Here is a 15,156-nt window from a genome sequence, read left to right as displayed (position 1 = left end):
GGGTCCGCGGGGCGGGACGCGGGCGCCGGGGCGGCGGGCGCGGACCCGCGACGCGGACATCGACGGCCGGCGGCGGGCGGGGCGGTGGTGCTCACCGTGCGTCTCCCGTCGGTGGCCGGGCGGGCGGCCCGGGGCGCGTGCTCCTCTCGGAGGCTAGGCGCGTCACCGGTAAAAGACGACAAGATCGATCTGCTTTCTTGCCTGGTGAGACGGGACCGCAGGTGGCGGGCTGTCGGCGCGCGTGCGCGGACGGTCCGGGTCGCGGGCGGCGGGGCGGTACGGCCGGTCCCGCCCACGTGACCACCGGTCACCTGCGCCGTTGCCGTCGTCGGCGCCTACAGTCGTCCCGTGCCCGGCCGCCCCGTTCGTCTCCTCGTCCCCTCCGACGCCGCCACGGTCGCCGTGCGCGACGGTCTCGACGCCCTGCGGGCGGAGGTCGAGCTCCCCGTCGACTACCCCCACGACGCGCTCGCCGAGGCGGACGCCGCGGCCCGTCGCGGCCCCGACGACACCCGCCTGCCCGGGACACGGGCCGACCGCACCGACGTGCCGTTCGTGACGATCGACCCCGAGGGGTCGACCGACCTCGACCAGGCCGTGCACGTGGCACGACGCGACACCGGGTGGCGCGTGCAGTACGCGATCGCCGACGTCGCGGCGTTCGTCGCCCCGGGCGGTCCGCTCGACGCCGAGACCCACCGCCGCGGGGCGACCTGCTACAGCCCCGACGGCCGCGTCCCGCTGCACCCGACCGTGCTCTCGGAGGGCGCCGCCAGCCTGCTGCCCGACCAGGTGCGACCGGCCGTGCTGTGGCGCGTCGACCTCGACGCCGACGGCGAGCCCGTGGACGTCCACGTCGAGCGGGCCCTGGTCCGCAGCCGGGCCCAGCTGTCCTACGCGCAGGCCCAGGCGAGCCTCGACGCGGGATCCGCCGACGACCTGCTCGAGGCGCTGGCGGCCGTGGGCCGGCTGCGCGAGGCGCGCGAGCGGGAGCGCGGCGGTGCGTCCCTCGACGTCCCCGAGCAGGAGGTCGTGCGCGCCGACGACGGCACGTTCGACCTGCGGTTCCGCGCGACGCTGCCGGTGGAGGGCTGGAACGCCCAGATCTCGCTGCTCACCGGCATCGTCGCCGCCCGGCTCATGCTCGACGCCGGCGTCGGCGTGGTGCGCACCCTGCCGCCGGCCGACCCGCGTGACGTCGCGCGGCTGCGCCGCACCGCGGCGGCGCTCGACATCGCGTGGCCCGACGACGTGCCGTACCCGGACCTGCTCGCGGGCCTCGACTCCCGCCGCGGCCCGCACGCGGCGTTCCTGCGGGAGGCGACGACCCTGTTCCGTGGTGCCGGCTACCGGTCCTTCGGGGCGGTGGACGCACCCGTGCCCACCGGTGACGACGCCGAGCACGCGGCCATCCGGGCGCCGTACGCGCACGTCACGGCACCCCTGCGCCGCCTGGTGGACCGGTACGGCACCGAGGTCTGCCTCGCGGCCGTCGGCGGGCACGACGTGCCGGCCTGGGTGCACGACGCGCTGCCCGGCCTGCCGGCCACGATGGCCCGCACCGGCCGCCGGGTCGCCGCGTTCGACCGCGGGGCGCTCGACCTCGTGGAGGCGGTCGTCCTGGCGCCGCGCGTCGGGGAGACGTTCACGGGGGTCGTCGTGGACGTCGACGAGCCCCGCGACGGGCGGGCGCGCGGTGCGCTGCAGCTGCGGGACCCGGCCGTCGTCGCCCCGGTGCTCGGCGCCGGCCCGGCTGCGCTGCCCCTCGGGGAGGCGCTCGACGCTCGGCTGGACGAGGTGTCCGTCGTCCACCGACGGGTGACGTTCGTCGCCCGGTGACCGGTTCCTCCCTTTTCGCCCTACCATCGCGTCCATGACCCCCCGCCCGTGGCGCAGCGTCGTGCTGGCCGTCGTCGTCGTCATCGGGGTGCTGGGGGTCGGAGGCGCGGCGACAGGGCTCTGGATCGAGCTGGCCGGCAACGACGCCACCCGGTTCCAGGGCCTGACCGAGGTCGTGCCGTGGGACGAGGCCCTCGTCGCCCCGACGCACCTGGCGCAGCCGTCCGCCACCCCGGCGGCCGAGCCGGCGCCCGCACCCGAGCCTGCTTTCGACCTCGCGCAGCACTCCACGAGCGACCCGGCGAGCCCGTGGGTGATCGTCAACAAGCAGCACCCGATCGCGCAGGACCACGAGCCGGCGGACCTCGTGGACGTCGGCCGGGCGCGGGTGCGTGCGGTGGCGGCACCCGACGTGACGGCCATGGTCGACGCCGCGCAGCAGGCGGGGGTGCGTCTCGTCGTGCGCAGCGGGTACCGCTCGTACGTCGAGCAGGCCGGTGCGCGCGCCGAGATCGAGGCGCGCCGCGGCTTCGCCCACGCCGAGCGCTACTCCGCCCGGCCGGGATTCTCGGAGCACCAGACGGGTCTCGCCGTCGACTTCGACTCCGGGAGCGACCCGGCGTGCAACCTGCAGACGTGCTTCGCCCGCACGGCCGAGGGCGTGTGGCTCGCGCAGCACGGCTGGGAGTTCGGGTTCGTCGTGCGGTACACCGAGCAGAACACGGCCGTCACGGGGTACGCCCCGGAGGGCTGGCACCTGCGGTGGGTCGGCCGTGACCTGACCGCCTGGATGCACGAGCAGGGCACCGGGTCGCTCGAGGAGGCCCTCGGCGTCGCGGGGGGAGCGGAGTACCCCGGCTGACGCGTCCGCGGCGCCCGGCGCCCGGCGAAAATGCCGTGCTCCCGACGGCGGGCCCGACCTACCGTCGACGGGTGACCGAGCCCGCCGCACCACCCCCCGTCGACGACGGCGGGCTGCTGCGCGCCCGCGTCGTGCGGGCCGACCGTGGTGCGCTGCTCGTCGTCCCCGACGACGACCTGGGGGCGCCCGCGCACCGCACCGAGCTGCCGCGCGACGGCCTCCTGCCGCTGCCCGACGGCTCGCGCGTCCCGCCGACCGTCGGTGACGTCGTGGACGTGCGCGTGGGCGACCCGTGGCACGCGGTGCACCTGCACGACCGGCGGAGCGCCGTCGTGCGCGACTCGGCGGGACGCACGTCCCTCGAGCAGGTCGTCGCGGCGAACATCGACGTCGTGCTCGTCGTCGAGCACCTCGACCCGGATCCGGACCTCGGACGGGTCGAGCGCCTGCTCACGCTCGCCTGGCGCTCGGGTGCCCGGCCCGTCGTCGTGCTCACCAAGGCGGACCTCGTGCCCGACCCGCAGGGCATGGCGGCGGAGGTCGCGCAGGTGGCGATCGGGGTGGACGTGCACGCGGTCAGCGTGCTCGACGGCGCAGGCCTCGACCCGGTGCGTGCGCTGCTGGCCCCGGGGGTCGCGCTCGTGGCGGTCGGCCCGTCCGGGGCCGGCAAGTCGAGCCTCGTCAACGCGCTCGCGGGGCGCGAGGTCATGGCGACCGCCGCGAGCCGGGCGGACGGGCGCGGCCGGCACACCACGACGCACCGTGAGCTCGTGCCCCTCGCGGGCGGCGCGGTGCTCGTCGACACGCCGGGCGTGCGCGGCGTGGGTCTGGTCGCCGCGCCCGACGCGCTCGACGCGACCTTCGCGGACGTCACGGCGCTCGCGGCCCGGTGCCGGTTCGTCGACTGCGCACACGCGGCCGAGCCGGGGTGCGCCGTGCGGGAGGCGGTCGAGAGCGGGGACCTGCCGGAGCGACGCCTGGCGAGCTGGCGCAAGCTCGCGCGCGAGGCCGCCTACCAGGCGCGGCGCGCCGATGCGCGGCTCGCCGCCGCGGAGCGGGCGCGGTGGAAGCGCGTGACGCGCGACTACCACCGGGGACTGCGAGGGCCGGGCGCACCCCGACCGTGACGGCCGGCGCGGGGGACCGCGTCCGGCCCTCGCGATGGTCTCGCGGGACCAAAACGATTTAGGGGCCGCCGTCCGCTCGCCACGGCCGCTCGGACTCGGGTGTGATCAGCCAGTCGTCCGGGGACGGCGTCGGTGACGGCGCGTCCCTGGGGGTGCGGGTCGGCGTCCGTCGGCCGGTGCGCCCTGGCCGACCCGACCCGAGGAGAGTCCATGTCCCCCCGCACGAAGGTGGCGTTCGCCACCGGGCGCAAGGTGCTCGCGGCCCTGGCTGCCGGCGCGGTCGTGGCCGCCGGTGTCACGGCGCTGACGTCCACCGCGGCGCAGGCTGCCCCGGGCTGCCGCGTCGACTACGCCGTGACCAGCCAGTGGCCTGGTGGCTTCGGTGCCACCGTGACCGTGACGAACCTGGGTGACCCGTTGTCGTCCTGGGACCTGCGCTGGGCGTTCCCCAGCGGTCAGTCGATCCAGCAGCTGTGGAACGGGACGGTGTCGTCGTCCGGTGCGCAGGTGGCGGTGACGAACGTGCCGTGGAACGGCTCGTTGGGGACGAACGCGAAGGTGCAGGTCGGGTTCAACGGGTCGTGGAGCGGCAGCAACGGTGTGCCGACGTCGTTCACGTTGAACGGCACGACGTGCACGGGCTCCGTCGCCGGCCCCACGTCCAGCCCCACCCCGTCCGTCAGCGCGAGCCCCCGGCCGAGCACCAGCCCGAGCCCGATCCCCACCATCGTCCCGTCGCCCACGCCGGTGACCAGCGGCGACTTCTACGTCGACCCCCAGACGGCCGCGTACGCCGCGTGGCAGGCGGCGAGCGGCACGGACAAGGCGCTGCTCGAGAAGATCGCGCTGACGCCGCAGGCCCTGTGGATCGGTGACTGGGCCACGGCGTCCGTCACCCAGGAGCAGGTCCGCGACTACACCGGCCGCGCCCGCGCCGCCGGCAAGACGGCGCAGATCGTGGTCTACGCGATCCCGGGCCGCGACTGCGGCTCGTATTCGGGCGGTGGCGTCTCGACGTCGGAGTACGCGCGCTGGATCGACACGGTGGCGGCGGGCATCCAGGGCAACCCGTGGGTGATCCTCGAGCCCGACGCGCTCGCGCAGCTCGGCGACTGCCAGGGCCAGGGTGACCGCGTGGGCTTCCTGCAGTACGCGGCGAAGTCGCTGACCGCCAAGGGCGCGCGCGTCTACATCGACGCCGGCAACTCGGCGTGGCTCTCGGCCTCCGAGGCGGCCAACCGCCTCAACCGGATCGGGTTCACCGACGCCGTCGGCTTCTCGCTCAACGTCTCCAACTACCGCACGACCGCGGAGGCCAAGGCCTACGGCCAGGAGATCTCGCGGCTGACCGGTGGCAAGACGTTCGTCATCGACACCTCCCGCAACGGCAACGGTGCGACCGGCAGCGAGTGGTGCAACCCGAGCGGACGTGCACTCGGCGAGCGTCCCACCAAGGTGAACGACGGCAGCGGGCTCGACGCGCTGCTGTGGGTCAAGCGGCCCGGCGAGTCGGACGGGACCTGCAACGGCGGCCCGACCGCCGGTGCCTGGTGGCAGGCGATGGCACTGGAGCTCGCGCGCAACGCGAAGTGGTGACACGCACCCGGTCGGTGGCGCGTCGGTGACGGCGCGTCCACCCGCCGGTGCCGGGCGGCGCGCCGATGCGCCGTGAGGCACCGGGGACGAGGCCGCGGACGCCCCGGACGGGGGAGTGTCCGCGGCCTCGTCGCGTCCCGGACGGCGCGAATCGATTAGGCGGTCGCTGACCGCTCGCCACCGCCTGTGGCGGTCGGGTGTGATCAGGAGGTCGTCCGGGGACGGCGTCGGTGACGGCGCGTCCCTGGGGGGTGCGGGTCGGCGTCCGTCGGCCGGTGCGCCCTGGCCGACCCGACCCGAGGAGAGTCCATGTCCCCCCGCACGAAGGTGGCGTTCGCCACCGGGCGCAAGGTGCTCGCGGCCCTGGCTGCCGGCGCGGTCGTGGCCGCCGGTGTCACGGCGCTGACGTCCACCGCGGCGCAGGCTGCCCCGGGCTGCCGCGTCGACTACGCCGTGACCAGCCAGTGGCCTGGTGGCTTCGGTGCCACCGTGACCGTGACGAACCTGGGTGACCCGTTGTCGTCCTGGGACCTGCGCTGGGCGTTCCCCAGCGGTCAGTCGATCCAGCAGCTGTGGAACGGGACGGTGTCGTCGTCCGGTGCGCAGGTGGCGGTGACGAACGTGCCGTGGAACGGCTCGTTGGGGACGAACGCGAAGGTGCAGGTCGGGTTCAACGGGTCGTGGAGCGGCAGCAACGGTGTGCCGACGTCGTTCACGTTGAACGGCACGACGTGCACCGGTGGCGTCGTGGGCCCTACGTCGAGCCCGACCCCGTCGGCGTCCCCGTCCGTCAGCCCGAGCCCGAGCGTCAGCCCGTCGCCGTCGGTCAGCCCGACCCCGAGCGTCAGCCCGACGCCCCCGCCGGTGACCGGCGACTTCCACGTCGACACCACGAACCAGTCGTACGCCGCGTGGCAGGCAGCCAGCGGGACCGACAAGACGCTGCTGGCGAAGATCGCGCTGACGCCGCAGGCCTACTGGGTCGGCAACTGGAACGACGCGCAGCACGCCCAGCAGGAGGTGCGGGACATCACGGGCGCGGCCCGGTCCGCGGGCACGACCGCCGTCCTCGTGGTGTACGCCATCCCCGGGCGTGACTGCGGCTCGCACTCCGGCGGTGGCGTCGGGGAGTCCGAGTACGCCCAGTGGATCGACACCGTCGCGCAGGGCATCCAGGGCAACCCGTGGGTCATCCTGGAGCCCGACGCGCTCGCCCAGCTCGGTGACTGCTCCGGTCAGGGCGACCGCGTGGGCTTCCTGCAGTACGCGGCGAAGTCGCTGACCGCCAAGGGCGCGCGCGTCTACATCGACGCCGGGCACTCCGCGTGGCTGTCGACGAGCGAGGCGGCCAACCGCCTCAACCGGATCGGGTTCACCGACGCCGTCGGCTTCTCGCTCAACGTCTCCAACTACCGCACGACCGCGGAGGCCAAGGCCTACGGCCAGGAGATCTCGCGCCTGACCGGTGGCAAGACGTTCGTCATCGACACCTCCCGCAACGGCAACGGCCCCGCCGGGTCCGAGTGGTGCAACCCGCGCGGGCGTGCGCTCGGCGAGCGTCCTACCAAGGTGAACGACGGCAGCGGGCTCGACGCGCTGCTGTGGATCAAGCTGCCGGGCGAGTCGGACGGCGCGTGCAACGGCGGCCCGTCGGCCGGCGCGTGGTGGCAGGAGATCGCCCTGGAGCTGGCGCGCAACGCGAAGTGGTGACACGGGTGGCGCGCCGGTGACGGTGCGCCACCCACCGGTGGGACGGGCCGGCGCCGACGAGGCCCCCGTGCACCGGAGGACGAGGCCGCGGGCGCCCCGACGAGGGGAGCGTCCGCGGCCTCGTCGGTCGACGACGGCGCCGTGAGCGCGTGCCCACGGGTCGGACGTCCCGGCATCCCTCACAGCGAGCCGACCTACGCTTGAAACGATTCCCGTCCTCGCTGAGCAGAGCGGAGCCGACCCATGCAGGTCCAGCTGGAGCGTGTCCTCGAACAGGTGCTCGCCCGCAACCCCGGTGAGCGTGAGTTCCACCAGGCGGTGACCGAGGTCTTCGAGAGCCTCGGCCCCGTCCTCGACCGCAATCCGCACTACGTGGACGCGGCCGTCCTCGAGCGGCTGTGCGAGCCGGAGCGGCAGATCATCTTCCGGGTCCCGTGGGTCGACGACGCCGGGCAGGTCCGCATCAACCGCGGGTTCCGCGTCGAGTTCAACTCCGCGCTCGGCCCGTACAAGGGCGGCCTGCGCTTCCACCCCTCGGTGTACCTGGGGATCGTGAAGTTCCTCGGCTTCGAGCAGGTCTTCAAGAACTCGCTGACCGGCATGCCCATCGGCGGCGGCAAGGGCGGCTCCGACTTCGACCCGCGCGGCCGGTCCGAGGGCGAGGTCATGCGGTTCTGCCAGTCGTTCATGACCGAGCTGTACCGGCACATCGGCGAGTACACCGACGTGCCGGCCGGTGACATCGGCGTGGGCGGACGGGAGATCGGCTGGCTCTTCGGCCAGTACAAGCGGATCACCAACCGCTACGAGTCCGGTGTCATCACGGGCAAGGGCGTGACGTGGGGCGGGTCCCTCGTGCGGACCGAGGCCACGGGCTACGGCACGGTGCTGTTCGCCGAGCGCATGCTCGCGACGCGCGGCCTGTCCTTCGACGGCATGCGCGTCGTGGTGTCCGGCGCCGGCAACGTCGCGATCCACGCGATCGAGAAGGCGCAGGCCCTCGGCGCGCACGTCGTGGCCTGCTCGGACTCGCACGGGTACGTCGTCGACGAGGCGGGCATCGACCTGGAGGTCCTGCGGCAGGTGCGTGACGTCGAGCGCCTTCCCGTCGCCGAGTACGCGGCCCGCCGCCCGGGCGCGCACTACGTGCCGGCTGCCCGCGTGTGGCAGGTCGACGCGCAGGTCGCGCTGCCGTGCGCCACGCAGAACGAGCTCGACGAGAGCGACGCCAAGCGGCTGGTCGACCACGGGCTGCTCGCCGTGGCGGAGGGCGCGAACATGCCGCTGACGCCCGAGGCGGTCGCGCTGGTGCAGTCCGCGGGCGTCCTGTACGCACCGGGCAAGGCGGCCAACGCGGGTGGTGTCGCGACGTCCGCGCTCGAGATGCAGCAGAACGCGAGCCGCGACGCGTGGTCGTTCGAGCACACCGAGGAGCGGCTCGCCACGATCATGGCGCGCATCCACGACAACTGCGCGGCCACGGCCGAGGAGTACGGCGAGCCGGGCAACTACGTGCTCGGCGCGAACATCGCGGGCTTCACCAAGGTCGCCGACGCGATGATCGCGCTCGGCGTGGTCTGAGCCCTCCTTCCGGCACGCGAGAGAGCGATCCAGCACGCCGGTCACGGCGCGGTGCTGGATCGCTCTCTCGCGTCCGGGTGGGGTGGCGGCCGCGTCAGGTCAGGGCGGGCGCCGGCACGGCCGGTCCGGTGGCGTCCTGCACGGCCGGGGTCCCACGCCGTGCCGCCCGCGGCCAGACGCGCCCGCCGAGCAGCGTGAGGATCCCCGGCAGCAGCACCAGCCGGACGAGCGTGGCGTCCACGAGGATCGCCACGGCCAGCACGACGCCCATCATCTTCAGCTCGAGCATGCTCAGCGTCGCGAAGATCGCGAACACCGACACCATCACGGCGGCGGCGCTGGTCACGACGCCCGCGGAGTCCGCGATGCCCTCGCGGACGGCGGTGCGCGGCTCCACGCCCCGCTGGACGCGCTCGCGCACGCGGCTCAGCACGAAGACGTGGTAGTCCATCGACAGCCCGACGAGGACGACCATCACGAACAGCGGGATCCAGTCGATGACGAACCCGGGGCTCGTGAACCCGAGCGGACCGGCGAGCCAGCCCTCCTGGAAGACCATCCGCAGCACGCCGAACGCGACGCCCACCGACAGCAGGTTCAGCCCCGTCGAGATCAGCGCGACCGGGAGGCTGCGGAACGACGCGGCCATCATCACCAGGGTGAGCAGCAGCACCGCCCCGATGACGAACGGCATCCGCTCGGACTGCCGCTGGGTGTAGTCGAGCTGGTAGGCGGGCCCCCCGCCGACGGCGGTCTCGACGTCGAGGCCGTCGAGCGCCGCGGGCACCAGGTCGGCGCGCAGGTCGCGCACGACGTCGTCGAGCGCGGGGTCGGACTCGGCCAGCGGGACGGCGAGGGTCAGGACGTGCGTGCGTCCGTCGGCCGCGACCGCACGTGCCGGGGCCCCCGGGTCCTGGAACCGGCCGGAGGCCAGGGCGTCCCGTGCGAGGCCGTCGAGCGCCGCGGCGACCTCGTCCTGCGCGTCGGCCGCACCGCGCACGACCACGTCGAGCGTCGAGCCGTCGGACGGGAAGGTCGCGGCCACCTGCTGCAGCGTGCGCACCTCGGCCAGGTCCTGCGGGAGGGTGTCGAGGTTGGCGCCGTGCAGCCGCAGGCCCAGCGCGGGCGCCGCGACGACGCCGCACACCAGGCCCGCGGCCACGACGGCGACGACGGGACGACGCGTGACGGGCCCGAGCACGCGGCGGCTGACGCCACCCGGCCCGACCCGGCGGCCGATCCGCCACAGCAGCGGCACCCGCGGGCGGTCCACCCAGCGACCCAGCGTCACGAGCAGCGCGGGCAGCACGGTGATCGAGCCGACGACGGCGACGGCGACGACGACGATCGCGCCCGTCGCGAGGGAGTCGAACATCGCGAGCTGCAGCAGGTAGAGCGCCGCGAGGGACACGACCACGGCCACGCCGGACACGACGATCGAGTGGCCGGAGGTCGCGGCCGCGATCTCGACCGCGTCGACGGTCGTGCGGCCACGGGCGCGTTCCTCGCGCTCCCGCTTGAGGTAGAAGAGGGTGTAGTCGACGCCGACGGCCATGCCGATCAGCGCGATCATGCTCGTCACCGTCGGCTCGGCCGGGACGACGTGGGACAGCGCGGCCGCGATGCCGAGCGTCGCCAGGACGCTGGTGGCGGCGAGCAGCACGGGGATGCCGGCCGCGATCAACGCACCGAAGGCCAGCACCATCAGCACGACCGTCACCGGGAGGGCGACCGCCTCGGCCCCGGCCAGGTCCTGCGCGACGCGCTCGTCGATCGCCGCGTCGACCGACGCGTCGCCGGCCTGGGCCAGCACCAGCCCGGGGTGGTCGGCGGCGACGTCGTCGACGACACCCTGGATGCCGGACACGTCGTCGGCATCGACGGCCAGCTCGATCGCGACCATCGCCGCAGCCCCGTCCGGTGCCAGGACCGCGTCGCCGACCCCCGCCACGTGCTCCTGGCCCGCGAGTGCGTCGCCCAGGTCCTGCGCGACGGCGTCCGCGTCGCCCGGGTCCAGGTCGCCACCGCCCGCGGCCGTGACGAGCACCAGCTCGTGGTCCGCCTCCGTCAGGCGGGCCTCCTCGATCCACGCCTCCGCCCGGCCCGACTCGCCGACGCGGTAGTCGTCGTCGTCCATCGCCTGCGTCGGGACCAGCACGGTCAGCGACGTGCACACGACGACGAACACCACCCACCCCCCGATCGCCCACCAGGGGTGGGTGGCGCTCCAGCGGGCGGCGCGCAGCGGGATCTGGGACACGGACCGGGTGCGGGGTGGTGCGGCGCTCACGGTGACCTCCGAGGTCGGCGGGACGATGCGGTCCACCGTCGTCCCGGGGCGGTGCCCCGGTCAGGAGCGCCAGGACCCGCCCGGTCGGTGGTGCTGGCACCACCGACGTGCGGCCCCGTCCCGGCCACCATGGGCGCATGACACGCCGTCGCTGGGCCGGGACCGGGAGGTCCGCCGTCCTCGTGCTGCTCGCGGTGCCGTGCGCGCTGCTCGCGCTGGTGGTGCTGCTCGGGCTGGTCCTCAGCCTCGTGGGCGTCGGGATCGGTCTGCTCGGGGCGGTGCTCCCCGCGGTCCGGGGCGTGGCGCGCGCGCACCGGCACCTGGCGGAGGGCGCCCTCGCCCGTCCGGTCCCGCTCCTCGAGCTCGACCGCGGCCCCGACGCCGGCCCGCCGTGGTGGACGCTCGGGGACACCGCGGCACTGACCGCGCCGTCGTCCGAGGACCTCGCGCGCCTCGGCCTCGCGCCCTTCCGGGACGGCTGGCGCTGGCTGCAGGACCCGGAGGCGTGGCGCCTGCTGGGCTGGCTCGCGTTCGCCGTCACGGGTGGCGTCCTGCTGTCGGCCGTCACCTTCCTGCTGCTTCCCGGCGCCCTGGCGGCGGTGGTCCTCGCGATCGTGCTGCCCCTGACCGTCGGCACGCCCGCGGCGGGCGTGCTCGCGCTGGCGGCGGGCGCGGTGCTGCTCGGCGCGCTGTGGTGGAGGGTCGGCGACGGGCGGCTGCGGGCGCGTGCCGACGCGGCGCTGCTGCGCCCGGGCCGGCACGCGGTGCTCGAGCAGCGCGTCCACGACCTCGCGGAGTCGCGCTCGCAGACCGTCGACCACGCGGCGGCGGAGCTGCGACGGATCGAGCGGGACCTGCACGACGGCGTGCAGGCGCGGCTCGTCGCGCTGGGCATCGACCTCGGCCTCCTCGCCGACCTGCTGGACAGCGACCCGGCCGCCGCCCGGACACTGCTCGCCCAGGCCCGCCGCACGCACGTCGCGGCGCTGGCGGACCTGCGCGGTGTGGTGCGTGGCATCCACCCGCCGGTCCTCGCCGACCGCGGCCTCGTCGGAGCCGTCGAGGCGCTGGTCCTCGACCTGCCCCTGCGGGTGACGCTGGTCGACCGGCTGCCCACGCGGCCGTCGGCGCCGATCGAGTCCGCGGTGTACTTCGTGGTCGCCGAGCTGCTGACCAACGTCGTCCGGCACGCGTCCGCCGCCCGGGCGTGGGTCGAGCTCGGGGCGACCGGCGACACGCTGCGGGTCGTGGTGGGCGACGAGGGTGTGGGAGGTGCCGACCCGGGTTCCGGGTCGGGCCTGCGGGGCGTCGCGGCACGGCTGGCGGCGTTCGACGGCACGATGGGCGTCGACAGCCCGCCGGGCGGTCCTACCGTCATCACCGTGGAGGTGCCGTGCGTCTGGTCGTCGCCGAGGACCTCGCCCTCCTCCGGGACGGCCTGATCCGGCTGCTGACGGCGTACGGCCACGAGGTGGTCGCCGCGGTCGAGGACGCTCCGGGGCTCGAGGCGGCGCTGGCCGACCCGGGCGTCGACGCGGCCGTGGTCGACGTGCGGCTGCCTCCCGGGCACACCGACGAGGGCCTGCGCGCCGCCGTCGCGGTGCGGGCGCGCCGCCCCGGCTTCCCGGTGCTCGTGCTCAGCCAGTACGTCGAGCAGCTCTACGCGCGCGAGCTGCTCGCGAGCGGTGAGGGCGCCATCGGGTACCTGCTGAAGGACCGCGTCGCCGACCCGTCGGACTTCGTCGACTCGCTGCACCGCGTCGCCGCGGGCGGCACGGTCCTCGACCCCGAGGTGGTCCGCGCGATCATCGCCCGCCGGCGCGAGTCACCCCTGACGCGCCTCACGGCGCGCGAGCGCGAGGTGCTGGGCCTCATGGCCGAGGGCCGGTCGAACGTGGCCGTCGCCGGCGCCCTCGGCGTCACCGAGAAGGCCGTCGCCAAGCACATCAACAGCATCTTCACCAAGCTCGACCTGCCCGTCGACTCCGACGACCACCGGCGCGTGCGGGCCGTCCTCGCCTGGCTGCGCGAGGGCTGAGGACCGTCAGGACGTCTGGCGCATCGCCCGGCGCACCACGGCGAGCGTCGCGTCGGCCAGCTCGGCCGCCCGTGCCGCCCCGCGTGCCAGGACGTCCCCCACGACGTCGGGGTCCCGTGCGAGCTCGGCACGGCGTGCGCGCAGCGGCGCGAGGTGCGCCACGAGGGCGTCGGTCACGTAGCGCTTGAGGGCGGCGGCACCTGCACCCCCGATCTCGTCGGCGAGGTCCTGGGGAGTGCGGCCGGAGGCGAGCGCGCCGAGCAGCAGCAGGTTCGCGACCTCGGGGCGGCGGACCGGCTCGTAGCTGATCGTGCGCTCGGCGTCCGTCCGGGCGGCGCGCACGGCGGCGGCGGTGGCGTCGGCGTCGGCGCGCAGCTCGATGGCGTTGCCGCGGCTCTTGGACATCTTCGCGCCGTCCGTGCCCAGGACGAGGGGGGCGTCGGACAGCATGGCCGTCGGTGCGGTGAAGACGTGCCCGTAGCGGTGGTTGAACCGCCGCGCGACGGTCCGCGTCAGCTCCAGGTGGGGGAGCTGGTCGCGCCCCACGGGGACGAGCGTGCCGCGCACCGACAGCACGTCGGCCGCCTGGTGGACGGGGTACGTCAGCAGCAGGCCGGACAGCGCGCGCCCCGACGCCGCCTGCTCGGCCTTGACCGTGGGGTTGCGGTCGAGCTCCGCGACCGAGACGAGGGACAGGAACGGCAGCATGAGCTGGTGCACGGCGGGCACCGAGGAGTGCGTGAAGATGGTCGTCGCGTCGGGGTCCAGGCCGGCGGCCAGGTAGTCGAGCACCACCTCACGGACCGTCCCGGGCAGGTCCCCGGTGTCGTCGCGGTCCGTGATGACCTGGTAGTCGGCCAGCACCACCACCGTGTCCACGCCGTGGCGCTGCAGGGTCACGCGGGTCGCGAGCGTCCCGAACAGGTGGCCGACGTGCAGGGGGCCGGTGGGGCGGTCACCGGTCAGCACCCGGTACGTGCCCGGGTCGGCGCCCAGCACGTCGTCGAGCGCGACGACGTCGGGGCGGGCGGACGCGTCGGGCGTCGGCAGGACGGGCATCGGGGCTCCTTCGGTGAGGAGCTGTCGCACGGCTGTGCGGGGACCGCGTGGACCCGCCGAGCCGCGTGAGCAGCTCGGCGGTCGGGGGACCTACGGCTGCCTCAGGGCAGCCACCACCGCGCCAGGTGCGCGCGGGTCCGGGTCATGTCGCGGGAGCCTAGTGAGGCACGCCGCCGGTGTCATCACCCCTCGGCGGTCGCGGGCGGCGCCGGTGGGGGAGGATGAGGACGTGCCACCGCGTCGTCGTACCGATCCCGCCGACGGCCGCGCCGCGCTCCGGGCGTGGCGCGCCGACCCCGACGGCACGCCCGTGGCCGTGCGGCGCACGGCCGTGCGGTTCGCCCTCGAGGAGCTCGCCGAGGTGGCTCCCGGCAACTCCGTGGAGGTCCGGGTGCCGCCGGACGGCGCCGTCCAGGCCGTCGAGGGGCCGCGTCACACGCGCGGCACGCCGCCGAACGTCGTCGAGACCGACCCGGGGACCTGGCTCGCGCTCGTGACGGGCGTCCTGACGTGGGACGACGCGCTCGCGACGGGACGGGTCCACGCGTCGGGCGAGCGCGCGGACCTCTCCGGCCTGCTGCCGCTGCAGGCGGCACGCACGCGCCGGACCTAGGATCACGGGGTGCCCGACCTTCCCCGCCCCGAGCAGCCGCGCCCCGAGGCGCCGTCGACCGACGGACCGACCACCGGCGCGACGCCCGACGAGGCGGAGCTCGCCCGCGTCGCCACACCGGCGACCGTGCGTCGCGCGCCGAGGTACGGCGCGTTCATCGTCGCCGGCGCCGTCGTCGGCGTGCTGGCCGGGCTGGTCCTGGCCGTCGCGACGGCCGGCGACAGCGGCGTGACGGGTGCGGACGGCGGCGTGCTGCCGTTCCTCTCGGGCCAGAACGGTGTGCGCTGGATCCTCGCGCTGGGCCTCGGCGTGCCCGGCGCGTTCGTCGGTGGCGCCCTCGCGGTCCTCGCGGACCGCCGCAGCACCCGGCGTCACGGGGCCGGCGGACGCTGACGTCGCGCCCTCGCGGAGGGCAGTCGCGCCGCCGCCGGACGGCCCGCG

The 15,156-nt window shown here is 75.3% G+C and carries 12 protein-coding genes; 10 read left to right on the top strand and 2 right to left on the bottom strand.

Features of this window, described 5'->3' with window-relative positions; genetic code table 11:
• The first annotated feature begins 348 nt into the window (after nt 1-348).
• The 6 genes from NP075_RS15220 (at nt 349) to gdhA (ending at nt 8,715) form a co-directional block, all read left to right on the top strand.
• A complete protein-coding gene (locus tag NP075_RS15220) occupies nt 349-1,839 on the top strand; it encodes an RNB domain-containing ribonuclease (protein WP_227566584.1) in 1,491 nt (496 codons plus the stop codon).
• A 34-nt stretch (nt 1,840-1,873) separates the two neighbouring features.
• The gene (locus tag NP075_RS15215) at nt 1,874-2,701 is read left to right on the top strand and encodes a M15 family metallopeptidase (protein WP_227566585.1); all 828 of its coding nucleotides are present in this window, start codon (nt 1,874-1,876) and stop codon (nt 2,699-2,701) included.
• Nucleotides 2,702-2,772: 71 nt separating this feature from the next.
• The gene (rsgA, locus tag NP075_RS15210; RefSeq protein WP_227566586.1) at nt 2,773-3,828 is read left to right on the top strand and encodes a ribosome small subunit-dependent GTPase A; all 1,056 of its coding nucleotides are present in this window, start codon (nt 2,773-2,775) and stop codon (nt 3,826-3,828) included.
• Nucleotides 3,829-4,038: 210 nt separating this feature from the next.
• Entirely contained in the window at nt 4,039-5,424 is a 1,386-nt protein-coding gene (locus NP075_RS15205; RefSeq protein WP_256791174.1) for a glycoside hydrolase family 6 protein, read from the top strand.
• A gap of 309 nt (nt 5,425-5,733) precedes the next feature.
• Entirely contained in the window at nt 5,734-7,134 is a 1,401-nt protein-coding gene (locus NP075_RS15200; protein WP_227583379.1) for a glycoside hydrolase family 6 protein, read from the top strand.
• A gap of 243 nt (nt 7,135-7,377) precedes the next feature.
• Nucleotides 7,378-8,715, top strand: a complete 1,338-nt coding sequence (gene gdhA, locus NP075_RS15195) for an NADP-specific glutamate dehydrogenase (RefSeq protein ID WP_227565164.1) — start codon at nt 7,378-7,380, stop codon at nt 8,713-8,715.
• A 94-nt stretch (nt 8,716-8,809) separates the two neighbouring features.
• Here the strand turns inward: gdhA and NP075_RS15190 are convergent, their stop codons facing one another.
• Nucleotides 8,810-11,005, bottom strand: coding sequence for an MMPL family transporter (locus NP075_RS15190; protein WP_227565165.1), 2,196 nt, complete (start codon nt 11,003-11,005; stop codon nt 8,810-8,812).
• A gap of 137 nt (nt 11,006-11,142) precedes the next feature.
• Between NP075_RS15190 and NP075_RS15185 the strand changes: the two genes are divergently transcribed.
• Nucleotides 11,143-12,447 carry a sensor histidine kinase gene (locus NP075_RS15185; RefSeq protein ID WP_227565166.1) on the top strand — a complete coding sequence of 435 codons (1,305 nt, stop codon included), beginning with the start codon at nt 11,143-11,145 and terminating at the stop codon, nt 12,445-12,447.
• Nucleotides 12,399-13,043, top strand: a complete 645-nt coding sequence (locus NP075_RS15180; RefSeq protein ID WP_227565167.1) for a LuxR C-terminal-related transcriptional regulator — start codon at nt 12,399-12,401, stop codon at nt 13,041-13,043. The genes NP075_RS15185 and NP075_RS15180 overlap by 49 nt, the downstream gene beginning before the upstream one ends.
• A gap of 6 nt (nt 13,044-13,049) precedes the next feature.
• Here the strand turns inward: NP075_RS15180 and trpS are convergent, their stop codons facing one another.
• Complete coding sequence (gene trpS, locus NP075_RS15175) at nt 13,050-14,102, bottom strand: tryptophan--tRNA ligase (protein ID WP_227565168.1); 1,053 nt, start codon at nt 14,100-14,102, stop codon at nt 13,050-13,052.
• 229 nt (nt 14,103-14,331) lie between these two features.
• Here trpS and NP075_RS15170 point away from each other — a divergent pair, with 229 nt between their 5' ends.
• Nucleotides 14,332-14,715, top strand: coding sequence for a sterol carrier family protein (locus NP075_RS15170; RefSeq protein WP_227565169.1), 384 nt, complete (start codon nt 14,332-14,334; stop codon nt 14,713-14,715).
• Nucleotides 14,716-14,724: 9 nt separating this feature from the next.
• Nucleotides 14,725-15,108 (top strand): histidine kinase, encoded by a 384-nt coding sequence (locus NP075_RS15165; protein ID WP_227565170.1) that lies wholly within the window; start codon nt 14,725-14,727, stop codon nt 15,106-15,108.
• Nucleotides 15,109-15,156: the final 48 nt, after the last annotated feature.

Source organism: Cellulomonas wangsupingiae (assembly GCF_024508275.1).
GTDB classification, from domain to species: Bacteria; Actinomycetota; Actinomycetes; order Actinomycetales; family Cellulomonadaceae; genus Cellulomonas; species Cellulomonas wangsupingiae.
Note: the sequence above shows the minus strand (reverse complement) of the source record. Positions and strands in the feature narration are given on the sequence as shown.

Excerpts from the sequence above, each read along its gene's own strand:
- NP075_RS15215 (WP_227566585.1), top strand. The coding sequence starts at position 1,874 with ATGACCCCCCGCCCGTGGCGCAGCGTCGTGCTGGCCGTCGTCGTCGTC.
- NP075_RS15205 (WP_256791174.1), top strand. The coding sequence starts at position 4,039 with ATGTCCCCCCGCACGAAGGTGGCGTTCGCCACCGGGCGCAAGGTGCTC.
- NP075_RS15200 (WP_227583379.1), top strand. The coding sequence starts at position 5,734 with ATGTCCCCCCGCACGAAGGTGGCGTTCGCCACCGGGCGCAAGGTGCTC.
- gdhA (WP_227565164.1), top strand. The coding sequence starts at position 7,378 with ATGCAGGTCCAGCTGGAGCGTGTCCTCGAACAGGTGCTCGCCCGCAAC.
- NP075_RS15185 (WP_227565166.1), top strand. The coding sequence starts at position 11,143 with ATGACACGCCGTCGCTGGGCCGGGACCGGGAGGTCCGCCGTCCTCGTG.
- trpS (WP_227565168.1), bottom strand. The coding sequence starts at position 14,102 with ATGCCCGTCCTGCCGACGCCCGACGCGTCCGCCCGCCCCGACGTCGTC.